The sequence below is a fragment of the Sorangium sp. So ce834 genome (genome assembly GCF_051521425.1).
GTDB lineage: Bacteria > Myxococcota_A > Polyangia > Polyangiales > Polyangiaceae > Sorangium > Sorangium cellulosum_D.
Window position 1 is genome coordinate 5,071,357 of sequence record NZ_CP150351.1, and the last position, 24,295, is coordinate 5,095,651.

Genomic DNA, 24,295 nt, shown 5'->3' on the forward strand with positions numbered 1-24,295 from the left:
CGTCCCCCGTGGGGCGCGGGCCGCCCCGGCGGAAGTTCAGCAGTCAAGCAAGCCACGTGTGACAACCGAGGCGGGGCTGCCCCGGCCTCCCGATACTCCCGGAAAGACGGCGGATGTTCTTCAAGAACGACAGTGATCGCGGCAAGAACGCACCCGAGCGCGGGATCGTCCCGCTGCTCCCTCTGCGCGACATCATCGTCTTTCCACACATGGTCTCCCAGCTGTTCGTCGGGCGCGAGCGCAGCATCGCCGCCCTCGACGAGGCGATGAACCGCGGCAAGGAGATCTTCCTGGCCGCGCAGCGGAACGCGAAGACGAACGACCCGACGCCGGACGACATCTTCGGCGTCGGCTCGGTCGGCGCCATCATGCAGCTGCTCCGGCTGCCGGACGGGACGGTCAAGGTCCTCATCGAGGGCAAGCGCCGGGCGCGCATCCGCCGTTACGTCCAGAGCGATGCGTACTTCCTGATCGAGTACGACGAGATCGTCGAGAGCTCGGTCGCGAGCGTCGAGGTCGAGGCGCTGATGCGCTCGGTCCAGTCGACGTTCGAGATGTACGTCAAGCTCAACAAGAAGATCCAGCCCGAGGTCCTGATGGCGGTGCAGGCCATCGACGAGGCCTCGCGGCTCGCCGACACCATCATCGCCAACCTGCCGACCATCAAGCTGACGGACCGTCAGGCGCTGCTCGAGATGGAGGAGCCGCAGAAGCGGCTCGAGCGTCTCATCGAGCTGATGCAGGCCGAGATCGAGATTCTCCAGGTGGAGAAGAAGATCCGGAGTCGCGTCAAGAAGCAGATGGAGAAGACGCAGAAGGAGTACTACCTCAACGAGCAGATGCAGGCCATCCAGAAGGAGCTGGGCGGCGGCGAGCGCGACGAGTTCAAGAACGAGATCCAGGAGATCGAGGAGGCCCTCAAGACAAAGCGGATGAGCAAGGAGGCCGCCGCCAAGGTCAAGAAGGAGCTCAAGAAGCTGAAGATGATGCACCCCACGAGCGCCGAGGCGACCGTGGTGCGCAACTACATCGATTGGATCCTGGAGCTCCCCTGGTACGACAAGAGCGAGGAGCGGTATGACCTCGTCGAGGCCGAGAAGATCCTCGACGAGGACCATTACGGCCTGAAGAAGATCAAGGAGCGGATCCTCGAGTACCTCGCGGTCCAGGCGCTGACGAAGAAGCTCAAGGGCCCGGTGCTCTGCTTCGTCGGCCCGCCCGGCGTCGGCAAGACGAGCCTGGCGAAGTCGATCGCGCGCGCGACCGGGCGCAAGTTCGTGCGGCTGTCGCTGGGCGGCGTGCGCGACGAGGCGGAGATCCGCGGCCACCGGCGGACGTACATCGGCGCGCTGCCCGGCAAGCTGATCCAGTCGCTCAAGAAGGTCGGGACGAACAACCCCGTGTTCCTGCTCGACGAGGTCGACAAGATGTCGACCGACTTCCGCGGGGATCCGGCGGCGGCGCTGCTCGAGGTGCTCGACCCGGAGCAGAACCACACCTTCAACGACCACTACCTGGATCTCGACTACGACCTCTCCGACGTGATGTTCATCACGACGGCGAACACGCTGTCGGGCATCCCGGTGCCGCTCCAGGACCGCATGGAGGTCATCCAGCTCTCGGGCTACACGGAGTTCGAGAAGCTGAACATCGCGGTGAAGTACCTCGTGCCCCGGCAGCGGAAGGAGTGCGGCCTCGAGGACGTGTCGCTCGACTTCACGGAGGGGGCGCTCCGGACGATCATCCACCACTACACGAAGGAGAGCGGCGTGCGCTCGCTGGAGCGCGAGATCGCGAGCGTGTGCCGCAAGGTGGCCCGGAAGGTCGTGTCCGACGGCAAGGACAAGCCGATCGAGGTCGTCGCGAAGAGCATCCCGAAGTACCTCGGCGTCCCCAAGTTCCGGCTCGGCCGGCGCGAGGAGCGGGACGAGGTCGGGCTCGTGAACGGCCTGGCCGTGACCAACGTCGGCGGCGACCTGCTCCCGGCCGAGGCGACCGTGGTGCCGGGCAAGGGCAAGCTCGTCATCACCGGGCTGCTCGAGAAGGGGATGGAGGAGAGCGGGCACGCGGCGATGAGCTACGTGCGCTCGCGCCTCGATCGCCTCGGGCTCGAGGCGGACGTCTATCAGAAGGTCGACGTCCACATTCACTTCCCCGATTTCGTCCGGAAGGACGGGCCCAGCGCGGGCGTGACCATGGTGACCGCGCTCGTGAGCGCGCTGATGAAGGTGCCGGTCCGGCGGGATCTCGCGATGACGGGCGAGATCACCCTGCGCGGCCGGGTGATGCCGATCGGCGGGCTCAAGGAGAAGCTGCTCGCCGCCCACCGCGGCGGCATCTCGACCGTGATCCTGCCGAAGGAGAACCGGAAGGATCTCCGGGACGTGCCCCGGCGCGTGCTGAAGGCGCTGCGGCTCGTGCTCGTGGAGCACGTGGACGACGTCCTCCGCGAGGCGCTGATCCTGCCCGACGCCTACGCGGTCTTCGGGCCGCCCAAGGGCGTCCTGGAGTACCGGGACGGCGAGCTCGTCACCGAGGAGGCGCCGGTCAAGGCGCCGCCGGCGCCGGCCGGCGAGCCGACGCCGGCCGCCCCGCCCGGCGCCTGAGCGGGAGCGCGCGAGCGCGGCGCGTGCGCGCGCCGCGCCGCGCCGCGGACAGCGGTGACGGATCGGCTGGCGGCGGGGGCCGAGACGCACTAGCTGGCGTCGCGATGATTCGACGCGCATTGATCTCGGTTTCGGACAAGACGGGGCTGCTCCCGCTGGCCCGGCGGCTCGCGGAAAAGGGCGTGGAGATCCTCTCGACCGGGGGGACGCAGCGGGCGCTCCAGGACGCCAACGTGCCGGTCGTCGGCGTGGAGGCCTATACCGGCTCGCCCGAGGTGATGGATGGGCGGGTGAAGACGCTGCATCCCCGGGTGCACGGCGGCATCCTGATGCGCGGCGCGATCGACGACGACGACCTCGCGCGGCTCGGGGGCCAGCCGATCGACCTCGTGGTGTGCAACCTCTACCCGTTCGAGGCGACGGTCCGGCGGCCGGGGGTCACGCACCCCGAGATCATCGAGAACATCGACATCGGCGGGCCGTCGATGGTGCGGAGCGCGGCCAAGAACCACGCGCGCGTGGCGGTGGTGGTCGATCCGGCGGACTACGACGCCGTGCTCGCCGAGATCGACGGGGCGGGTGAGGTGTCGAGCGCCACGCGCCGCCGGCTGGCCACGAAGGCGTTCGCCCACACGGCGGCCTACGACGGGATGGTGGCCGGCTACCTCTCGTCGCTGCCGGAGGAGGGCGAGCCGAACGCCGCGGAGCGCGAGCCGTACCCGCGCTTCCTGACGCTCGCCCTCGAGCGGGCCTATCCGCTCCGGTACGGCGAGAACCCGCACCAGTCGGGCGCCTTCTACCGCGAGCGCGGCGCGGCCGCGGGGTCGCTCGCCCTGGCGGAGTCGCTGGGCGCGGGCGGCAAGGAGCTCTCGTTCAACAACCTCGTCGACGCGGACGCGGCGTTCGAGGCGGTGCGCGAGTTCACCCAGCCCGCGGCGGTCGTGGTGAAGCACACGAACCCGTGCGGCGTCGCCGTCGCGGGCGACCTCGCGACCGCCTACCGGACGGCGCGCGAGGCCGACTCGGTGAGCGCCTTCGGCGGGATCGTCGCGCTGAACCGGGAGGTCGACCGCGCGGCCGCGGAGGTGCTGGTCGAGACGTTCCTGGAGTGCGTGATCGCGCCCGCCTACGCCCCCGAGGCGCTCGAGGTGCTCCGGACCAAGAAGAACCTCCGGGTGCTCGCGACCGGCGCGCTCCTGCCCGCGGATCACCGGGAGCTCACGTTCAAGCGCGTCGGCGGGGGCCTCGTGGTCCAGGAGCGCGACGCGACCGCGGGCGGCGAGGTGCGCGGCGGCAAGGTCGTGACGAAGCGGGCGCCCACGGAGCAGGAGCTCGAGGCGCTCGACCTCGGCTGGCGCGTCTGCAAGCACGTGAAATCCAACGCGATTGTGCTCACGGTGCCCGGCAGCACGGTCGGGGTCGGGGCCGGGCAGATGTCGCGGGTCGAGAGCGTGCGCATCGCCTGCAGCAAGGCGGGCGAGCGGGCGCGCGGGAGCGTCCTCGCGTCCGACGCCTACTTCCCGTTCCCGGACGGCCTGGCGCTCGCCGCCGAGCACGGGATCACGGCGGTCGCGCAGCCTGGAGGCAGCGTGAGGGACCCGGAGGTCATCGCCGCGGCGGACGCGGCGGGGGTCGCGATGGTGTTCACCGGGGTCCGGCACTTCCGTCACTGAGCCTGCCGTCCCCGTTCGGGTCCCGCCCCCGACTGGCCCTCGTCCCGGGCCCCCTCCCGGGATGCGCGCTCGCCCTTGTGCTGGAAGGGTGAGCCGTGCTCGCAGAAAAGTTGACCTTTGTGCCTTGACTGTGATGATGGTCAAGGCTGCGCCTGGGCAAAGCGCTGTGCGCGGCGCGTAAGGAGCGAGCTGTGGGCGGAATCAGCGAGACGTGCAGCGTGTGCGGGACCGGATTCGAGGTCCAGTTCCGGTACCAGATGGAGGAGAAGGACGGCGGCTTCTCCTTCTTCTGCTCGCAGAAGTGCCTGGAGAAGAGCCAGCTCGGCGGGGACGGCGGCGCCTCGCTCGCCACGTGCGACGCGTGCGCCAAGCGCTTCTCCCCGCACCTCGTGTCTCAGGTGCTCTATGTCGCCGGGCGCCGGCACTACGCGTGCTCGCTGGAGTGCCGGTCGCAGCTGGTCCGCGAGGCCAAGGGGGTGCGGCTCGGCGACATCGCGGCGGCGGCCTCGGCGGCCGCCGCGCCGCCGGCCGAGGGGCTGCCGGCGACCCGCCGCGATGTGCCGCTCGCGGGGGGCGCGGCCCGCGCTGCCGGGGAGGCGGGCGCGCCGGCGTCGCCCGAGCCGGCGTCGCCCGAGCCGGCGGCGCGCGCGCTGGGCGGGGCGCCGGCGCCGGCAGTGCCGCCGGCCGTGTCGGCCGCGCCGCCGGCCGCGTCGGCGGGGGAGCCCAGGGGGCAGGGGGCGGTCGCGGTCTCGCTGTCGCCGGCTGGGGGCGCGAAGCGGCCGCCGCAGCGGCCGGCCGGGGTGCCGCGGTATCTGGCCGTGTTCAACCACAAGGGCGGTACGGGCAAGACGACGACGGCCGTGAGCGTGGCGGCCGGGCTCGCGGCGCGCGACAAGCGGGTGCTCCTCGTCGACACCGACGCGCAGGGGAACGTCTCCGTCTCGCTCGGCGCGAGCGCCGAGCGCTCGCTCTATCACGTGCTCGTGATGGGGCTCCGGGTCGCGGACGCGATGAGAACGGTGCGGCCGAACCTGGATCTCTTGCCGTCCAACGAGACGCTGGCCGCGGCCGAGCTCTACCTGGCGGGGCGCCAGAACCGCGATCGCGTGCTCTCGGATCGCCTGTCCGCAGCGGCGGCCGAGTACGACTACGTGGTGCTCGACTGCTCGCCGAGCCTGTCGCTGATGAACCAGAACGCGCTTGTGTTCGCCGACAGCGTGCTCGTCCCGGTCGCGTGCGATTACCTGTCGCTGGTCGGCGTCCGGCAGGTGATCAAGACGGTGAAGAACGTGAACGCCCTGCTGCACCACCCGGTGCAGATCTGGGGTGTTCTGCCGACGTTCTTCGACGGTCGCGCGAAGATCGCGCGCGAGGCGGTCGGCACGATGAAGCAGCACTTCGGGGAGCGCTGCCTCGCGCCGATCCGGCAGGCGATCAAGGTCAAGGAGGCGCCCGCGCAGGGGCAGACGATCTTCGAGTACGCGCCGGGGACCCCGGCGGCCGACGATTACCTGGCGGTAGTCGATCGCATCATCGAGAGCCGCGAGCGCGGCGTGACCGGCTCGGAGGCAGGGGCGGCGCGCGATGCGGGGTCGTGGAGCGTCGATCGGGCGGACGCGGCAGCAGAGCGGCCGGGCGCTGCGGCGGCCGGCGCATGAAGGGGTCTGGGGCCGCGCGGTCCCGATGAGGGGAGGGACCCGCAACCGCGGGGGCCCGCTGAGGAAGGGACCCGCGACCGCGGGGGCCCGCTGAGAGAGGGACCCGCGACCGCGGGGGCCCGCTGAGGAAGGGACCCGCAACCGCGGGGGCCCGCTGAGGAAGGGACCCGCAACCGCGGGGTCCCGCTGGATGAAGGGCCCGCACTCGCGGCGCCTCGACCGGGCAGGGAGCTGGAGGAAGCAATGAAGAGCGAAGGCGATCTCGGGGGCGCCGCGCGGGCGCTGCTCGATCGCGACGAGGTGGAAGGGGTTCTGTCTGGGGCGTTCTATACACCCACGGACGCGCCGCGTTCGCGCGCGAAGGGCCGGACGACCGGCGCTGCGGCCGAGCCGGGGGCTGCGCCGCCGCCCGAGCGACCGCAGCACTACAAGGTCATCTGTATCTCGATGTACACCGAAGATCTCGAGAGGCTGGACGACATGGTCAGCGCCCTCAAGGCGCGCGGCATGACGAAGGCCAACCGGAGCGCGCTGATCCGACATGCGCTCTCCCAGGTGGACCTCGACAAGATCCCCAAGGGGATTTAAGTCGATCGTTCAGGGGACCTCGACGCAGCGAAGGCACCGAGGCCGGCTTTTCCTCATCGCGCCGCGGCGTCGGACGAGCCGTGCCGGCGTCCGCGGTGCCGGTGGGGCAAAATGGGGCGGCCCCGGCTTTTCCTCGTCGCGCCGCGGCGTCGGACGAGCCGTTCCGGCGTCCCGCGGCACCGGTGGGGCAAAATGGGGCGGTCCCCGGTCTGGCCCGGGCGAGCGGCGGAGGGCTGGGCTCCTGTGCCGTTGCTCACGGCGTCGTGGCGTTGCGCGTCCTCCGCGGGCCGCGGTGTCGCGAGCGTTTGCGTGCGGGCCGGGCATGCCGCGTGCTAGCTTCGAAAGCCGAAGCCGAAAGCGTAGCGCCGAACGTCGAGGCCTACCAGAGAGGGAACATGGACCAGAACTACGTAGGATACGGGGGCCGTTCTTCGGTGATCCGTGCCGCCGCGGACTCGCGCGAGCGCTTCCTCGTGCGAACGTACAATCACCTGTTCGGGGCGATCGTGCTCTTCGCCGGGATCGAGGTCGCGCTGTTCAAGACCGGCGCCGCCTCGGTCATCGCCAGGGCGATGATGGGCACGAGCTGGCTGGTGGTGCTCGGAGCGTTCATGCTCGTGAGCTGGCTGGCCAGCCGCGCGGCGCACACCTCGGTGTCGAAGCCGGCGCAGTACGCCGCGCTGGCCGGCTACGTGGTCGCCCAGGCGATCATCTTCGTGCCGCTCCTGTACATCGCGGACATGGTCGCGCCCGGCGCGATCCAGAGCGCCGCGATGGTCACGATGGTCGGCTTCGCCGGGCTCACCGCGATCGCGTTCGTGACCCGCAAGGACTTCTCGTTCCTCGGCGCTCTCCTGCGCTGGGGCGGCATCTGCGCGCTCGTCCTCATCGGGGCCTCGCTGCTGTTCGGCTTCCAGCTCGGCACGTTCTTCAGCGTCGCCATGGTCGCGTTCGCCGGCGCCGCCATCCTCTACGACACGTCGAACGTCCTGCACCATTTCCCCGAGGACCGGTACGTCGGCGCCGCGCTCGAGCTCTTCGCGTCCGTCGCCATGCTGTTCTGGTACGTCCTCCGCCTCTTCACCAGCTCCCGCAACTGAGCGGGGCGCACGCGCTGCGGATACGGGCCCACCTCGGCGTTTTCGGCGCGCAGGCGTACTCCAGTACGCCTGCGCGCCGAAAACGCCGAGGTGGGCCCGTCTCCTGTGCGCGTGCACCCCGCTCGGCCAGCGTCGTGCCGAGCGGAGAAGACGGGGGGAGGCTTGCAGTTCTGGGGGCGCCGGGGTCTTATCGGGGCCGAGGTGGACCTGTGAGGAGAGCGGTCGCGTGGGCGCTGGTGGCGGGGATCGGGGCCGCTCTGGGAGGGTGCCGGGGGGAGGGCGCTGAGAAGAATCAGGGGACGGGCGCGGTGGACGCGGAGCTCCTCGAGAAGCCGCTCGCGCTTCGAGGGATCAGCCTCGCGGGCGCCGAGTTCGGCGTCGATGCCTTCGGCAAGGGCAACCTGCCAGGGACGCCAGGGGTCCACTACAACTACCCCGATCCCGCGTTCTCCAAGGGCTACACGTCCGCGGACTACTTCATCGCCAAGGGAATGAACACCTTCCGGGTGCCGTTCCGCTGGGAACGCCTGCAGCCCGCGCGCAATCAGCCGCTCAACGCGCCGGAGCTGAACCGGCTCACGACCACCGTCAACAACCTGACCGCCAAGGGCGCTTACGTGGTGCTCGACGTGCACAACTACGCTCGCTACGGGACGGGCATCGTGGGCGCGGAGATCCCCATCACGGATTTCGCGGAGTTCTGGGGGAGGCTGGCCGTCGAGTTCAAGGGCAACACGAAGGTCGTGTTCGCCCTCATGAACGAGCCGCACGACATGCCGACCGAGACGTGGATCGAGGCGGCCAACGCCGCGATCGTCTCCATCCGCGCCGCCGGGGCGACGAACCTCATCCTCGTCCCCGGCAACGGGTGGTCAGGCGCGCACAGCTTCGACGCGACCTTCTACGGGACCTCGAACGCCGAGGCGCTCCTCAAGATCGCCGACCCGAAGGGCTACGTCGCGTTCGAGGTCCACCAGCACCTCGACGAGGACTCCTCGGGAAAGTCGCCCACCTGCGTCAGCGAGACCGTCGGGGTCGAGCGCCTGCAGGGGTTCACGGCGTGGCTCAGGAAGCACCGGAAGAAGGGATTCCTCGGCGAGTTCAGCGGCGGCTCCGGCGCGGTATGCCTGAAGGCCATCGCCAACGTCGCGATCTACCTGGAGCAGAACAAGGACGTCTACGTGGGCTGGACCTACTGGGCGGCCGGGCCCTCCTGGAAGAGCTACTTCACCTCCCTCGAGCCGCGCGACGGCGCCGACACACCGCAGATGATCTCGCTGCAGGCGCACCTGTCGGCGTCGACCCGGTAGCGCCGTCGCCGCGGACGCGGCCCGCGGGCGTCGCGTCACGCGCCGAGGAGGCCCTGAAGGGCACGCACCAGCGAGAACAGCAGCAGGCCCGTCAGCGCGAGGACGCCCCCCACCGCCACCGCCAGCCCCGCGTAGAAGCCGAGATCCGAGGGGCGCGCGCCGCCCTGGGCGCGCGCGGCGAGGTGCGACCGCAGGAGGTCCAGGTTGCGCGCGTTCGCCTTGTAGGCCGCGTCGAACAGGTCGCCCAGGACGGGAATCGTGCCGATCAGCGTCTCGAGGCCCACGTTGAGCATCATCCGCAGCACCGTCGAGGCGGGGAGACGGTAACGCGCCGCCGCGAGCACGATGTATATCGAGAGGCCGAAGCCGACGAGATCCCCGACCCCCGGGATCAACCCGATCACCGCGTCGTAGCCGACCCGGTAGCCGACGCCGGGGATGCGGATCGCGTTGTCCAGAAAGTCGCTGAGCGCGTTCAGGCGCTTCAGCCGCTCGTCCTCGAGATCGACGGTCTTCAGCGTGGCGAGGGGGGTCACAGGCATGGCGGACCGGTCTCCGAGGTCGGGGGAGCTCTCCCTCGCAATCTACGTCGCGCGCCCCGGGCCAACCAGGGCATATGCGTTGCTTCTGCGGTACCTCCATGGAGACGACAACGGTCGTGGGAGGCGCCCGGCGGTCGCGCACCTCGGAGATCCTTCTCCTGGGGCAGGCCGCGGGGCTCGGGCTGGTGACGGGAATGCGTTCCATGCTGGGCGTGAGGATCCTCGCGGCCAGCGCGCGGCGCGGCGCGTTCGACGGCCAGCGCGGGAGCTTCTGGCGGGCGCTCCGCTCGCCCGCGGCGCAGCGCGCGCTGACCGTCCTCGCGGGCGGCGAGCTGCTGTTCGACAAGCTGCCCTCGACGCCGAGCCGCCTCGCCCCGGGGCCGCTCGGCGCGCGCCTCGTGATCGGGGCGGTCCTGGGCGCCGCCGTCGGCACGCAGAGCCCCGACAAGAACATGCGCGTCGCCGGCGCCGTGATCGGGGCGGCGGCCGCCGCGATCGGCGCGCTCGTCGGCAACCGCGCCCGCGCGTGGCTCGACCGCGGGACGCGCATCCCCGGGCCCGTCGCTGCCGCCGCCGAGGACGCGATCGCGTTCGGCCTGGGCGCGCTGGCGGCGCGCCGCTAGTGCCGATCGCGGAGCGCGCACGTCGCGTCCTGCCACAGCGGGGCGCCGCTGCCGTTGCGGTCACGGCGCCGCGATCCATGCTGGCGCCCGCCATGCCGCCGAGCCCGCGCGCCCGCGTCCGCCGCTCCGGAGCGCGCGGGGCGCTGCTCGGCGTCGCCGGCGCGCTCGTCGCGACGCTCGGCGCCTCCGCGGCGCGCGCGCAGGGGCGGTACGAGTCCGCGCTCCTCGGCGGGCGATCGGCGCTCCTCGGGGGCACAGGGGTCGTGCTGGGGGTCGACGGCGCCGCGCCCTTCCTGAACCCGGCCACCATCATCCGCATCGAGGACCGCAACATCGCGTTCTCGTCGGCGTTCTTCCGTTACGCGCACCGCACGCTGGACGCGTGGCACCAGCCAGGTCCGGTCGACGCCGCCCTGTACGGCGATCTCCGGCTCGATCGCGCGACGGTGACCGATCAGGGCCTGGACTCCCTCCCGGACGCGACGTGCTACTTCTTCGACTGGAAGCACGGCGCGCGCGACGCGGCGCCGCGGCGGGCGCGGGTCGGCCGCCAGACCGTCGCCGCCTGCCTCGCGAAGACCGAGGAGAACGAGTTCGGGTTCGACGCGCTCGCGTTCTCCGGGGAGTCCGCCGCGCGCCGCGTGAACCAGGCGCAGACGTTCCGCTACGCGTGGGGCCGCTTCAGCGCCGGCCCCTCGTGGAGCTACCGCGCCACCGAGCGCCTCGCCGTGGGCGTCTCGCTCTCGGCCGTGCGCACCCGCTACACGAGCTCGCTCGACGTCGCCAGCCTCGTGGAGGACACCGGCGCGGGCTCGGCGAGCAGCGTGACGTACCAGGCCGCCCTCTCCGGCGACTCCTGGGACGGGCTCGCGCACCTCGGGGTGACGTACCGGCTGAGCCCGGTGTTCTCCGCCGGGATCAGCGTGCGGACGCCCAGCGTGCACCTCTTCGACTCGCTGGACGCGAGCCATCAGGACACGCTCGCCACCGCGACGGCGTCGGTCCGCACCTGGGCCGGGGAAGGGGACTTCGTGGCCCCGTCGCCGGCGCGCCTGGCGGTCGGCGCGAGCGCGGAGTGGAGCAGGCTGCGCCTGGAGCTCGACGGCTTCTTCTACCTCGGCCAGCGGGAGTTCGCGCGGGCCTCCGTCGATCGGGAGGAGATCGCGGTCGACGGGGGCGCGGTGACGAGCCGGAGGCGGAGCCGGCTCGACCTCGTCGAGGGGGCGGCGCCCATCGTCAACGTGGGGCTCGGCGCCGAGGTGTTCCTCACGCGCGACCTCAGCCTGCTCGGCGGCGCCATCACCGATTTCAACGCGCTGTCGGGCCTGCGGGGCCCCATGTCCGCCGAGTCGAAGCTCTTCCTCGAGCGGATGAGCGGCGTGCACGCGTCGCTCGGCCTGGTGTCCTACACGCGGTACGGCGATCTCGTGTTCGGCGCGCGCTTCGATTACGCCGCGGGGCAGATGGCGGCGGTCAACGCGTTCGCGTCGCCCGTGCGGCTGGACCCGATCGACTGCCGCGAGATCGGCGCGACCCTGGTCCTCGCCGGGCGGATCAGCCTGCGCACGGTCGAGGACGTGGCGCGCGAGATCGGGGACGCCGTGGAGGGCTCGGCCGCGGCTCCGCCCGAGCGCGCCACGCCGCGAGAGCCGATGCGGGCGCCCGCGCAGGAGGACTGAGCGGCGGCGCGCCGCCGGTCAGCCGCCGCCCTCGTCCGGCTCGACGCCCAGCGCCCGCAGCTGCGCCGCGAGCCGCTCGGCGGCGGTGTCGAGCCGGGGAGCCGTCGCGCCCGCGGCGACCGCGGACGGGGCCGCCTACGGCGCGGGCTCGGGCCGATCCGCCGGCGCGATTGGCTCGATGCGCACCCGCTCCTCGTAGAGCGCGCCGCCCTCGCCGATGTCCGTGGTGCGGGCGCGGATCAGCGCGTTGGCGCAGCGGCCGTCGCGGAGGTGGCCGCCCTTCGGGATGAACGCCACGTCGCGGCGCTGCGCGGGATCGTGGCGCAGCCGCACCGTCATCGCCCCGACGCGCGACACGACCCGGCAGACGGCGCCGTCGGCCACGCCCCCCGCCGCGTCGGGGTGGACCGTCACGACGGCCGGGCCCTGCGGCGGCCTGGCCCACTGCGACGACTGGGACTTGTCGGTGGAGAGCGCCATGAGCAGGAGCGGCAGCTCGCGCGCGTCGGGATCCTCCCGCTCCTCCGGCCCCTCGGTGATGAGGTTGACCCGCCCGCTCGGGGTCGGGAACTTGCGGTCCTCGAACAGCACCTCCGGCGCCAGCGGGTTGCGCACCGGCCCGCGCTCCAGCGCCTCGAGGGTGACGCCGAGCGGCGCGAGCTTCGGCTCGGCGACCCGCCGCTTCCAGTCGCGGGCGCTGCCGTCGAGCGCGTCGCCGAGGCCCACGCGCGGCGCGAGCGCCTGCATGATCTCCAGATCGCTCTTCACCCCGTCCGGGGGCGGGACCACGGGCGTGGCGACGCCGAGGTAGTGGTGGCCGTAGGCGCCGAGCACGTCGTCGGCCTCGAGGAGCGTCCGCGTGGGCAGCACGAGGTGGGCGAGCCGCGCCGTGTCCGTGAGGAACGAGTCGGCGACCACGACGAGCTCGCGCGTCGCGAGCGCCTCCGCGACGGCGCGCGAGTCGGGCAGCATCGCGACCGGGTTGCCGGCGGTCACCCAGACGGCGCGGATCGGCGGGTCGCTCATCCGGAGCACCTCCTGCCCGAACAGCGGCTCGCAGACCGTGCGGGGCGGGGGGCGATCGCCCGCGAAGGGCGAGAGATCGAACGCGCCGCGCCGCTTGAAATAGAACGAGACGCCGCCGCCGGGGATGCCGAGGTTGCCGCTCACGGCCGCGAGCGCGTCGAGGGCGCGCACGATCGCCCCGCCCGTGGTGCGCCGGCCCATGCCCCAGCCCACGAGGATCGCCGCGGGCCTGTCGGCGAGGCGGCGCGCGAGGTCCAGCGCGGCGGCCTCGGGCACGTCGGCCTCGCCGCACCACGCGGCGACCGAGCGGCGCCGCGCGAGCGCGCGGAATTCGTCGAGGTGATCGCAGTACTCCGCGGCGCGCGGATCGACCCACCCCTCGTCGAAGAGCACGCGGGCGACGGCCATGGCGAGCGCGAAGTCGCCGCCCGGGCGCGGCTGGTAGAACGCCGCGCAGAGCGACGCGGTCTTGTGGTGCACCGGATCGATGAGCGCGAGCTCCGCGCCGCGCGCCCTCGCCTCGCGCAGCACCGGCAGCGTGTGCGGGCTCGACGTGAAGACGTTCTTGCCCCAGAGGAGGATGTGCCGGGCGTTCTTCAGGTCGGCGAGGTCGTGGCTGTCCTCCTCGCCGAAATCGGCGAGCTGCGCGGCGTCGCCCGCGCCGGAGCAGATGTCGCCGCGCTTGACCGTGACCGGCCCGAACCGCGCGAAGAAGGCGTCGGCGATCCCGGTGAGCATCCCGAGCGAGCCGCCGCTCCGGTAGTGGAAGATCGCGGCCGGGCCCGACGCGCGGCGGATCGCGAGCAGCCGCTCGGCCGCGGTGTCGAGCGCCTCGTCCCAGGAGACCGGCACGAGCTCGCCGCCCTTGCGGAGCAGCGGCGTCGTCAGGCGCTCAGGCGAGTACTGCGTCTCCAGGAAGCGCGACGTGCGGTGGCAGAGGAAGCCCCGCGTGATCGGGTGGTCCGGGTCGCCGGCGAGGCGCACGACGCGGCCGTCCTCCACGGTGGCCACGATGCTGCAGGCGTCGGGGCAGTCGCGGTTGCAGACGGTCTTGCGGAGCTCCTGCACGGCGGCAGTCTAGATCAGGCGCGCGCGGCGGTACACCCGAGCGGCCCTGCGTCGCCCAGAGCGGCGAGGGGGCTCCTCCATGCTGGCACGGACGTCGATCGCGCGCTGTCAGCGGTATCGGTCGGACATGGGTGCTCTCTCGCCGAGAGCGATGTCCGACAGAGGGCGATGTCCAACAGAGAGCGATGTCCAACACCGATGGATGGATTGGACCCCTCACCGGATTCGGAGCCTGCCGTCGTCGCCGGCCCCTCCCGCCTTCACCCGCGCTGCGAGGCCGAGGAACGTCGTCGGCGAGCGGTCGGGCGGACGTCGCGACGGCGCGTCGGCGTCGTCGGTGGCGGGCTTGACCCTCGCGATGCCCCGGTGGTTTCATGGTGCGGTGAAGCCGGAGACCTCGCTCACTCCCAGCGCGATCGGGGCGCCTCCCGGCGCGGCCGTCGCGGGGGTCGCGTGGCGCGCGCGAGGGCGGCTCAACCTCACGGTGATCGCCAAGGCGACCTTCGCCTTCGTCGACGGCGCAAAGATGATCCCCGTCGAGCCGCAGGGGATCATCCATGCCGACATCCACCATCACAACAACCCGGGCCGCAGCGTCCGGCTGACGAGCGACCTCGCGCCCTACCTCGCGCGCGTCGACGTGTTCTTCACCGGCCACGCGCACGCGCCGCCGGGCCTGCCTGCCGCGCCCTTCTCGGCGCGCCTCGCGCTCTTCGCCGGCGAGCGCCCGATCCTCGACAAGGCGCTCTCGATCGAGCCCGGCGGCGAGGGCAAGGCGATCCCCCTCGTCTACGAGCGCGCGTTCGGGGGGATCGGCATGGCCGACAACCCATTCGGCACCCGTTCCCCGACCGTCCTGGACCCCGCGCGGCGCGACCGCCCGGCGGGCTTCGCGCCGCTCGGGAGCGTGTGGCCGTCGCGCACGCGGCTGCTCGGGCGCACGACCCGCAAGGCGCTCGAGGCGGCCATCCTCGAGATCCCCGACGACTTCGACTGGAGCTACTTCCAGGCGGCCCCCCCCGATCAGCGGGTCGAAGCCCTGTGCGGCGACGAGTGGCTCGCGCTCCAGGGGCTCCACCCGACGCTCCCCGTGCTGCGGACGCGCCTCCCCGGGGCGCGCGCCCTCGCGCGCGTCCACGGCCTCTCCGCGTTCGGCGTCAGGGAGGGGCAGCCGCTCGAGCTCGTGCTCGACACGCTGCACGTCGACGGCGACCGGCAGTCGTGCTCGCTGCTCTGGCGCCGCAGCTTCCCGCTCGCGGGTGAAGCAGCGCTCGCGGCGGTGCGCGTCGTCGTCGGCGTCGAGCTGCCGGGCACTCCGCCCGCGTGGCTGGCCCCAGCCGAGATGGCGATGGCCGCCACGCGCGCGGCCGCGGCGCCCGAGCAGGCCGGGGCGACGATCGAGCTGCTCGGCGAGGACGTCGAGGCGCGCGAGCCGCGCGGCGCCGCGCGGCGCCTCGATGCGTCCGCCGCGCCGACGAGCCGAGCCCCCGCCGGGTCGGCGGCCCCGCTCCCGTTCCGGCCCGGGGCCGCGCCGTCGCCCGCGGCGGCGCCCAGCCCGCAGGCGCCACGCCCACCGCAGCGGCGTTCCGTCGCGGAGACCCATTCGCTCTCCTCCGAGGACCAGGATCGCGCCCTCGCGGAGAGCCTCCTCCCGTTTCGACGCACCGGGCTTTCTCCCGCGCCACCGGCCGCAGCTCCCGCGAAAGCGGCCGCAGCTCCTGCGCCGCCCGCCGCCGCTGCGGCTCCGTCGCCCGCGGCGGGCGCTCCCGTGCCGCCGCCCACCGCCGCTCCCGCGGCGCCCGCCGCCGCTCCCGCGCCGCGATCGCCCTGGGGCGGCGCCGCGAGCGACCGCGCGGTCGAGCCCGCGCCGCCTCGCAAGGCCCCGAAGCCGCAGAAGCTCGACATCCAGCAGGTCATCTACGGTTCCAGCAAGGGGCGCCCGTAGGTGGCGGTCCCTCACCACGCCCAAGAGACCAGCCGAGCCATGGAAATCCTCGTCGAAGCCGCCGGCGCCCCGTGGGCGGGCGTGCAGGTCCGCGCGCTCTCGGGGCGCGAGGAGATCTCCCGGGTCTTCTCGTTCGACCTCGACGTGGTGTGCGATCCGCAGCGGGACCTGCCCGAAGACGCCGTCCCCGGGGCCCCGATCAGCGTCGTCGTCCTCATCGAGGGCGAGGAGATCCGCCGGATCCACGGCATCCTCGGCCAGATCCTCGATCGCCTGGACCCGGCCGCCGAGCGCCGCGCCTACCGCCTCCGCGTCGTCCCGCGCGCGTTCAGGCTGACGCTCGTCGAGACGCAGGAGATCTACGTGGATGCGAGCGTGCCGGACGTGATCCGGCGCAAGCTCGAGCGGCACGGCCTCGGCGCGGGCGACGTCGAGTTTCGCCTCCTCAAGGCGTACCCGCTGCGCGAGCTCATCGTGCAGTACAAGGAGAGCGATCTCGCCTTCATCAGCCGCCTCGCCGAGCACCTCGGGATCTGCTTTTTCTTCGAGCACCGGGGCGACCGCGACGTCCTCGTCTTCACCGATCACCCGGGGGGCATTCGCCCCGTGCAGGGCGCCGCGGAGGTGCAGTTCCGGCCGCGCGGCGAGGCGTCCGACGTCTTCGCCCTCGAGGTGACGAGCCAGCTCGTCCCCTCGGCGTACGTGGTGCACGACTACAACTACCGCAAGCCGCTGCTCGATCTCGCCGCGTATCACACGCTCGAGGGGGCGTCGGGCGGGGGAATCGTCGAGTACGGCAGCCACGTCAAGACGGCCGAGGAGGCGAAGGAGCTCGCCCAGATCCGCGCCGAGGAGCGCCTCTCGGGGCAGCGCGTCTACGAGGGCAAGAGCTCGCGGCCGGAGTTCAGCGCCGGGCACCGCACGATCCTGCGGGAGCACCCGCGGCTCGAGGCGCCCGAGGGCCTGCTCCTCGTCGCGGTCGAGCACACCGCGACGCTGCCCACCTTCGACGAGGCGGACGTGGCGGCGTCCTACGCGAACACCTTCACGGCGGTGCCCGCGCGCATCCACTACCGCCCCCCGCGGCGGACGCCGAGGCCGCGCATCCACGGGTTCGTCACCGGCGTCGTGCAGCCCGGCCCCGAGGGCGAGACCGGCGGCGTCGCGCGCCTCGACGGCGACGGCCGCTACACCGTGCAGTTCCACTTCGACACGGCGCTCCCGGGGGAGCAGAAGAGCTCGCACCCGGTGCGGATGGCGCAGCCCTTCGCCGGGCCGAACCACAGCATGCATTTCCCGCTGCGGCCCGGCGCCGAGGTGCTCCTCGTCTTCGCCGACGGCGATCCGGATCGGCCGATCATCGTCGGCGCGGTCCCGAACGCGGCGGCGCCGTCGGCCGTCAACGCCGCGCTCGCCGATCGCCACCGCATCACGACGGCCGCCGGGGCGACGATCGAGATCCGCGACCGACGCTGACACGAGATGGAGGATCCCGCATGAACCGAGCCCCCGCCCCTCTCGAGGCGCGCCTCCGCTGCCTCGACGGCCAGCCCGCGCCGGCCGACGTCGTCCGCGACTGGAGGCGGTTCCTCGACCTGCCGGACAAGGCCCGCCAGGCCCTCTGGGAGATCCTGGCGCCGAGCCTCGCCGGCGCCGTCGACGCGGTGATGGAGAAGCGCGCGGAGGCGTTCTGCCGGCTCTACGACCTCTCGGCGCCGGATCTGCAAGCGAGCCTGCGCGTGTGCCGCTTCGTGCTCTCGCGCGCCAGCAGCCTCGATCTGGCCGCGGCCGACGTCGCCGAGGACGTCGCGGCGCTCTCGGGCGACGACGCGCGCGGCGGCGTCGTCGTGCTCTCGTGGTACGAGGCGGCGAAGGCCGTCATCCGCCGGGGTATCCTCGAGGAGTCGATCTTCGATCACGGCAAGGTGCTGGTCGGGCTCGACTGGCGGGTCGACCGGATCGCCGGATCGGACCGGGGCGTGCACCTCGACGCGCCGCTCGCGGTGCTGACGCTGCGCCTGCGCGACGGGGGCCGCGACGAGCGCACGACGATCTACGTGGCGCCGCCGGCGCTCGGGCAGATCAAGGAGGCGTGCGACCGGATCGAGCGGATGATCGCCGGCGCGCCGCGGCCGCCCTCCGGCGAGCCGAAGGCGCAGGGATAGGCGCCGCGAGGGCCGGAGGACCACCCGAGGAGCAGGCCATGAGCATCAAGATCAACGATGGCGCCAGCTACACCAGCTCGACGTCGGTCACGCTCACCCTCACCGCGCCCGCGGGCGCGACGCGGATGCGGTTCAGCAGCGATGGCGCGACCTTCGGCGCGTGGGCGACGTTCTCGGCCTCCACGAGCTACGCCCTGCCGTCGGGCGACGGCGAGAAGACGGTCTCGGTGCAGTTCGGCGACGGCGGGTCCACCGTGCTCGGCTCCGGGTCGGCCTCGATCACGCTGGACACCGCGGCCCCGACGGCGGCCTCGATCGCGATCAACGGCGGGGCCGCGGACACGGCGACGCGGCAGGTCGCCCTCACGCTCGACGCGACGGACGGGACCTCCCCCGTCGCGAAGGTGCGGCTCAAGAACGAGGGTGGCGCGTGGGGAGCCTGGCAACCCGCGACCGCCAGCGTGTGGTGGACGCTCTCGGACGGCTACGGCCAGAAGACGGTGAGTGCCCAGTTCCAGGACAGCGCAGGGAACGAGTCGAGCGTGGTGAGCGCGTCGATCGAGTACGTGAAATTCAGCGTCACCGGGACCTGGCTCATCCTCAAGACCCCCGACTACGACGACGCCACGGGCACGCAGACGAGCTATTTCCGCATCGGCGCGTCGGACTCGACCACCGAGAACGCCCTGCTCGACTCGTTCACGCACCCCGACCCCGCGGACGGCACGAAGACGAAGCCGGGCGTGCAGAACGCCGACGACCTCCGCGCCGGAGACCCGGCCAAGACGTACCCGGGCTGGTTCGAGTACACCGACGGCGACCGGACGCTCGTGGTCCGCGGCAACAACCGGGAGAGCATCCAGCTGGACGAGACGGTCCTCGTCGGCGGGAACAAGACCGACACGGTCGGCGGCAAGTACCGCCTCAACCTCGGCGCCGGCACGCTCGAGGTGTACAACGCCGATCCCGTCTATCGGGTCGAGTTCTTCGAGCAGGACGTGTACGCGGCCGGGAAGAAGACCTGGCGCAAGCGCGAGATGGGCCACAACTCCAGCGATTCCTACACCTTCGGCGACACCGAGAGCTTCTACGGCGGCTACAAGTTCGACGCGATGTTCGGCATGACGAACACGGTCTTCCTCGGCGGCAAGATCGATCTCAGCCTGGCGCTGGCGCTGACCGCGAGCGTGGGCATGACCGTCGAGTTCGGCGCTGGCCTCAAGTACTCGAACGTCGCGGGCAAGGAGATCAGCACGGCGGGCGATCACGAGCTCAAGGCGCGCGAGGAGATCCACCTGCGCATCAAGGCCGATCACGAGGGCGTCGGGGGGAGCCGGAACGCGGTGCTCGCCGGGATCGCAGCCGCGACCGCCGTCCCGGTGGCGGTCCTCTCGGGGTGCACCGCCGCGGGGACCGTCGACAGCAGCGGCGTGGCCGCCGTCCCCGCCGGGTGCCTCGGGGGCGCGGCGGCCGCGTTCGCCGTCGGGCTCGTCGCCTCGGTGGTCGTCGCGCTGAAGGACAAGGCCGGGGACCCGAAATCGCAGGCCGAGATCAAGATGGACAAGAAGGGGATCCTCATCGGGCAGAACGACGCGGCGGGCGCGAGGCAGAGCGCGATTTACGTGGGGGAGGACGACGGCGGGCCAGGAGCGGTGTTCCTCGGGAACGTCAAGAACTCCTATCTAGAGCTCGATTCAGACGCGGACATCGTCGTCAACGCGGGGAAGGACATCTACCTCCAGACGGAGGACGGAAGCGCGGTCCTGAAGCTGATGACCGGCGGCAACATCCGGCTCAAGAGCTCGAGCGCCAACATCCAGGGACAGATCACCCTGGGCGCCAACAACGCGCTGACCATCCAGTAGGCCGCGCGTGGAGATCCTCAACGACACCGGTCTCAAGCTCGGCTGGCTCGTGGGCCGGGTGCGACCGCCTGCGACCAGCCTGACGGTGATCGTCAAGGGCACCTTCACGCTGGCCCCGAACGCGCCGGCGGCGCTCGCCGCGCCGGGCGATCGGCTCCTGCTCGAGAGCGATCGCCACCTCGACGACGACCCCGGGAAGAGCCTCGTCTACGCCTCCGATTTCGCCTACTTCAAGCCGCGCGCCGACGTGCTCCTGGTCGGCACCTGCCGCACGCCCCGCGGCGAGGCGCAGCGGGTCTCGTACGCCGCGCTGGAGGTCGGCCGCCTCCGCAAGCAGATCGCGGTGATCGGCGACCGGATCTGGGACGGCGAGGTCGCCACCGAGCCGCGGCCGTTCCGCGCGATGCCGCTCCGGTACGAGCTGAGCTTCGGCGGCGACGGCTTCGCGAAGAACCCGCTCGGGCGCGGCCGCGGCAAGGTCAAGACCGCCGCCGGCGTCGAGCGCTGGCCGCTGCCCAACCTGGAGCTGCCCGGCAGCCTGATCGACTCGCCGCGGCAGACCCCGGAGCCCGCGGGCTTCGGCCCGATCGAGCGGACGTGGGCGCAGCGCACCGCCGGCGTCGGCACCTACGACGATCGCTGGCTGGCCGAGCGCTGGCCCGGCCTCCCCGAGGACTTCGACTGGGGCTATTTCAACGCCGCCCCGCGCGATCAGCAGATCGCGGGCTATCTGCGCGGCGACGAGGCGATCGCGCTCGAGAACCTGCACCCCGAGCTGCCGCGCTACGAATCGCAGCTGCCCGGCCTGCGCGCGCGCTGCTTCGTGGAGGCCGCGGCGCGCGGCGGGGCCGAGATCCGCGAGGTGTCGCTCCACCTCGACACGCTCTGGATCGACATGGACGCGGGCCGGCTCGCCCTCGTCTGGCGCGGCCTCACCCCGATCGCGTCGCGCGATCACGACGAGCTCCGACGGATCCTGCTGGTCACCGAGCCGCTCGCCGAGCCGCCGCTCCCGGCCTCTCGCTACCGCGAGCCCGCGTCGTGGCGGCGCCCGGAGGCGCCCGAGATCGCCGCGAAGCCGCGCGCGTCCGGCGTGCCCGGCGCGCCCGACGGCGAGCAGGGCGAGCCCGGCGACGTCGACCCCGACATCGTCGCCGGGCTCGCGCAGGCGCGCGCGATGCTCGAGAAATCCGGGGTCCCGCGCGACGTGATCGAGCGGCTGCGCGGCGTCACCTCGCCCGACGCGTTCCTCGCGATCGCGATCGGAGAGCTGCGGCACGATCCGGAGGCCGCGGCGCGGCTCGAGCGCGACTCGCGCGAGCAGACGCGGCGGCTGCTCATCGAGCACGGCCACGATCCCGCGCTGCTCGACGAGCCGGCGCGGCCCGAGGATCCGTCCGCCGCCGCCGCCGCGCTCACGCGCGAGGAGGTCGCGGCGCGCGCGAAGGGCGGGCGGAGCTTCGCCGGCGCGAAGCTCGCGGGCCTCGATCTCTCGGAGCTCGACCTGCGCGGGCTCGTCTTCACGCGCGCGGATCTCACGGGCGCCCGCCTCCGAGAGGCTCGCCTCGACGGCGCCGATCTGACGGGCGCCCGCCTCGAGCGGGCCGATCTCACGCGCGCCTCGCTCGCGCGCGCCGTCGCCGTCCAGGCCGAGCTCTACGGCGCCGATCTGACGGGCGCGGACCTCTCCGCGGCCAACCTCTCGGAGGCCGGCCTCCGCGGCGCGGCGCTCCCGGGCGCCAGGCTCGACGAGGCCGATCTCACGGGCGCCACGCTCGCGCAGGCGAACCTCGAGCGCGCGTCGCTCCGCGAGGCCGAGCTCGGCGGCGCCAACATCGCGGAGATCCGGGCGCGCGGTGCGAACGCCCGAGGGGCCCGCCTCCGCGGCGCGAGGCTCACCGCCGCCGACCTGCGCGGCGCCTCGCTCGACGCGGCCGATCTCACGGGCTGCGCGCTCGATCGCGCCCAGCTCGGCGGCGCGTCGCTGCGCGAGGCCTCGCTCCACGGCGCCTCGGGCGAGCGCGTCTCCATGGCGGAGGCCGATCTCACGGGCGCGCGCGCCGTGGACGGCGCGTCGTTCCGGCGCGTCGATCTCCGCGCGGCGAGGGCCGACGGGTCCAGCTGGACCGGCGCGTCGCTCCGCGAGGCCGATCTGCGCGGCGCGACCCTGATCCGCGCCGATCTCTCGGGCGCCGACCTGTCGGGCGCGAACCTGCACCGCGCCGTCCTCAAGAACGCCAACCTGAGCAAGGCGAAGCTCGACGCGGCGCTGCTCACCGCGGTCAACCTGTTCCAGGGCACGCTCGAGCAGGCCAACCTGACCCGCGCCGACCTCCGCGGCTCGAACCTGTACGGGTGCGAGCTGCTCGACGCGATCCTCGTCGAGGCGCGGCTCGACGGCGCGAACCTGAAGGCGACGAAGCTCGCCGGGCGGAGCGCGGGATGACCGCGGGCGCCCCCGGCAAGGACGTGGCGGCCCTGCTCCACCGCCTCCGCGCGAGCCCGGCGCCGGGGCCTCCGGTGTTGCCGGAGATCGACCTCGCCGGCGCCGACCTGCGCGGCGCGCCCCTCGAGAAGGTGGCGCTCCATCGCGTCCGCCTCGCCGGCGCGGATCTCTCGGGGGCGCGGCTCGCGGGGGCGATGTTCATCTCGTGCGACCTCCACGGCGCGAAGCTCGCGGGCGCCGATCTCGCGGGCGCGGTCTTCAGCTCGCTCGACGTTGCGGTGGATCGCGAGGCCGCCGTGGAGGTCCCGCTCCGCGCCGCCGGGCTGGCGCGCGAGCAGATCGACGCGCTCGCCGGCGCGGGCGTGCGCGGCCTGCAGCGCCGGCTCCTCGACCTGGGGGGCGCCGACCTCACGGGCGCGGGGCTCCAGGGGGCCGTGCTCGAGGGGGTCGATCTCGCCGGGGCGCGGCTCGCCGGCGCCGATCTCACCGGCGCGATCCTCGAGCGCTGCACGCTCACCGGGGCGTCGCTCGAGGGCGCCCGGCTCGACCGGGCCTCCGTCAGCGACGGCAAGCTGGCCGGCGTGGATCTCTCCGGCGCGCACCTCGCGGGGGCCGCGCTCTCGGGCTGCGACCTCTCCGCGGCGCGCCTCGATCGCGCGACCCTCCGCGCCGCTCGGATCGAGCGCTGCGACCTCGGCGGCGCGTCGTTCCACGGAGCGCACCTCGACGGCGCGGCCCTCGTCGAGGTCACGCCCGCGGCGCCACCGCTCGCGGGCGCGCGGGTCGACCGCCTCCGGCTCGAGGGCGCGTCGCTCTCCGCGCTGGGCGCGCTCGCGGGCGATCACGGCGGCGGCCGGCTCGCGCGCTGCGACCTCCGCGGCATGGATCTCACCGGCGGCAGCTTCGCCCGGGCCGAGCTCGCGGGGAGCGACCTCGCGGGCGCGAAGCTCGCGGGCGTCGATCTCACCGGCGCCGACCTCCGCGGGTGCGAGCTCGGCGGCGCCGACCTCCGACGGGCGCGGCTCGCCAGGGCCTCGCTGTCGGCGGCGAAGCTCTCGTGCGCCAGGCTCGACGGCGCGATCCTGGACGGGGCCGACCTCACCGGCGCGATCCTCGCCGGCGCCGAGCTGCGCGGGATCTCGGCCGAGGGCGTCGATCTCACGAGGGCCGACCTGACGGACGCGGTCCTCGACCGGACGGCGCTCACCGACGGCACGCTCACCGGCGCGAAGCTCTCGCGCGCGAGCCTCGAGGGCGCGGTGCTCGACGGGTGCGACGCGAGCGGCGCCGTCCTCGAGGGCGCGATCCTCGCCGGGGCCCACCTGCGGGCGAGCAGGCTCGCGGGCGCGAAGCTCGCGGGCGCCGATCTCCGGCGGGCCAGGCTCACGGGCGTCGATCTCTCGGGCGCCGATCTCTCGAAGGTCAAGCTCGAGGCCAACGCCTTCGTGCGCTGCCGCCTCGCGGGCGCCGATCTCCGCGGCGCCGACCTGTCGGGCGCCGATCTCACCGACGCCGATCTCTCCGGCGCCGATCTCACGGGCGCGCGGCTGCACGGCGCCACGCTGACCCGCGCGGACGCGAGCGGCGCTGCGCTCCACCGCGCGTCGATGAGCCGCGCCGACGCCGAGGCCGCGAACTTCGGCGGGAGCAAACTGCAGCAGGCCGACCTGCGCGAGGCGAACCTCCGCAGGGCGTACCTCGAGGGGGCGGCGCTCGGGGGCGCGAACCTGACCGGGGCCGATCTGCGCGAGGCCATCCTGGTGCGCGTCGACGCTCCGCGCGCGCTCTTCTGCGGGGCCCGGCTGGGCTACGCCGATCTCTCGCACGCGCGGCTCGCGGAAGCGGACTTCGCGCAGGCCGACGTGGCGGGCGCCAACCTGCACCGGATCGACGATCCCGGCGCGCTCTGGGCGCTCGCGAACCGCGAGCAGGCCCGGGGCACCGATCCGGATCTGGCCGCTGCCGAGGACTGGCAGCCGCCCAGCGCGTAGTCACCCGAGG

The 24,295-nt window shown here is 73.2% G+C and carries 16 protein-coding genes; 14 read left to right on the top strand and 2 right to left on the bottom strand.

Going from position 1 to position 24,295, the window contains the following annotated elements:
- The first annotated feature begins 113 nt into the window (after positions 1-113).
- The 6 genes from lon to WMF20_RS18415 all read left to right on the top strand — a co-directional run bounded on the left by lon (position 114) and on the right by WMF20_RS18415 (position 8,935).
- Positions 114-2,606 (top strand): endopeptidase La, encoded by a 2,493-nt coding sequence (gene lon, locus WMF20_RS18390; RefSeq protein WP_437615348.1) that lies wholly within the window; start codon positions 114-116, stop codon positions 2,604-2,606.
- Positions 2,607-2,710: 104 nt separating this feature from the next.
- Entirely contained in the window at positions 2,711-4,279 is a 1,569-nt protein-coding gene (purH, locus tag WMF20_RS18395; protein WP_437615350.1) for a bifunctional phosphoribosylaminoimidazolecarboxamide formyltransferase/IMP cyclohydrolase, read from the top strand.
- 191 nt (positions 4,280-4,470) lie between these two features.
- A complete protein-coding gene (locus WMF20_RS18400) occupies positions 4,471-5,937 on the top strand; it encodes a ParA family protein (protein WP_437615352.1) in 1,467 nt (488 codons plus the stop codon).
- Positions 5,938-6,180: 243 nt separating this feature from the next.
- Positions 6,181-6,525, top strand: a complete 345-nt coding sequence (locus WMF20_RS18405) for a hypothetical protein (RefSeq protein ID WP_129575577.1) — start codon at positions 6,181-6,183, stop codon at positions 6,523-6,525.
- A 395-nt stretch (positions 6,526-6,920) separates the two neighbouring features.
- On the top strand, positions 6,921-7,625 hold the full coding sequence (locus WMF20_RS18410; RefSeq protein ID WP_437615354.1) for a Bax inhibitor-1/YccA family protein: 705 nt from the start codon (positions 6,921-6,923) through the stop codon (positions 7,623-7,625).
- A gap of 209 nt (positions 7,626-7,834) precedes the next feature.
- A complete protein-coding gene (locus tag WMF20_RS18415) occupies positions 7,835-8,935 on the top strand; it encodes a glycoside hydrolase family 5 protein (protein WP_437615356.1) in 1,101 nt (366 codons plus the stop codon).
- 35 nt (positions 8,936-8,970) lie between these two features.
- Here WMF20_RS18415 and WMF20_RS18420 read toward each other — a convergent pair whose 3' ends face one another.
- Entirely contained in the window at positions 8,971-9,477 is a 507-nt protein-coding gene (locus WMF20_RS18420; protein ID WP_129575578.1) for a DUF4112 domain-containing protein, read from the bottom strand.
- 98 nt (positions 9,478-9,575) lie between these two features.
- On the opposite strand from WMF20_RS18420, the gene WMF20_RS18425 reads away from it, so the two are divergent.
- Positions 9,576-10,100, top strand: coding sequence for a DUF4126 family protein (locus WMF20_RS18425; protein ID WP_437615358.1), 525 nt, complete (start codon positions 9,576-9,578; stop codon positions 10,098-10,100).
- A gap of 77 nt (positions 10,101-10,177) precedes the next feature.
- The gene (locus tag WMF20_RS18430; RefSeq protein WP_437615360.1) at positions 10,178-11,779 is read left to right on the top strand and encodes a hypothetical protein; all 1,602 of its coding nucleotides are present in this window, start codon (positions 10,178-10,180) and stop codon (positions 11,777-11,779) included.
- A 135-nt stretch (positions 11,780-11,914) separates the two neighbouring features.
- Here the strand turns inward: WMF20_RS18430 and WMF20_RS18435 are convergent, their stop codons facing one another.
- Positions 11,915-13,873 carry a molybdopterin-containing oxidoreductase family protein gene (locus WMF20_RS18435; protein ID WP_437615362.1) on the bottom strand — a complete coding sequence of 653 codons (1,959 nt, stop codon included), beginning with the start codon at positions 13,871-13,873 and terminating at the stop codon, positions 11,915-11,917.
- 382 nt (positions 13,874-14,255) lie between these two features.
- Here WMF20_RS18435 and WMF20_RS18440 point away from each other — a divergent pair, with 382 nt between their 5' ends.
- The 6 genes from WMF20_RS18440 to WMF20_RS18465 are packed head-to-tail and all read left to right on the top strand — an operon-like array spanning position 14,256 to position 24,285.
- Positions 14,256-15,818 (top strand): DUF2169 family type VI secretion system accessory protein, encoded by a 1,563-nt coding sequence (locus WMF20_RS18440; RefSeq protein WP_437615364.1) that lies wholly within the window; start codon positions 14,256-14,258, stop codon positions 15,816-15,818.
- 39 nt (positions 15,819-15,857) lie between these two features.
- Entirely contained in the window at positions 15,858-17,294 is a 1,437-nt protein-coding gene (locus tag WMF20_RS18445) for a type VI secretion system Vgr family protein (protein WP_437615366.1), read from the top strand.
- A gap of 20 nt (positions 17,295-17,314) precedes the next feature.
- The gene (locus WMF20_RS18450; RefSeq protein WP_437615368.1) at positions 17,315-17,983 is read left to right on the top strand and encodes a COMM domain-containing protein; all 669 of its coding nucleotides are present in this window, start codon (positions 17,315-17,317) and stop codon (positions 17,981-17,983) included.
- Positions 17,984-18,021: 38 nt separating this feature from the next.
- On the top strand, positions 18,022-19,848 hold the full coding sequence (locus WMF20_RS18455; protein ID WP_437615370.1) for a hypothetical protein: 1,827 nt from the start codon (positions 18,022-18,024) through the stop codon (positions 19,846-19,848).
- A 7-nt stretch (positions 19,849-19,855) separates the two neighbouring features.
- Entirely contained in the window at positions 19,856-22,294 is a 2,439-nt protein-coding gene (locus WMF20_RS18460) for a DUF2169 family type VI secretion system accessory protein (protein ID WP_437615372.1), read from the top strand.
- The gene (locus WMF20_RS18465) at positions 22,291-24,285 is read left to right on the top strand and encodes a pentapeptide repeat-containing protein (RefSeq protein ID WP_437615374.1); all 1,995 of its coding nucleotides are present in this window, start codon (positions 22,291-22,293) and stop codon (positions 24,283-24,285) included. Before WMF20_RS18460 ends, WMF20_RS18465 begins: the two co-directional genes overlap by 4 nt.
- Positions 24,286-24,295: the final 10 nt, after the last annotated feature.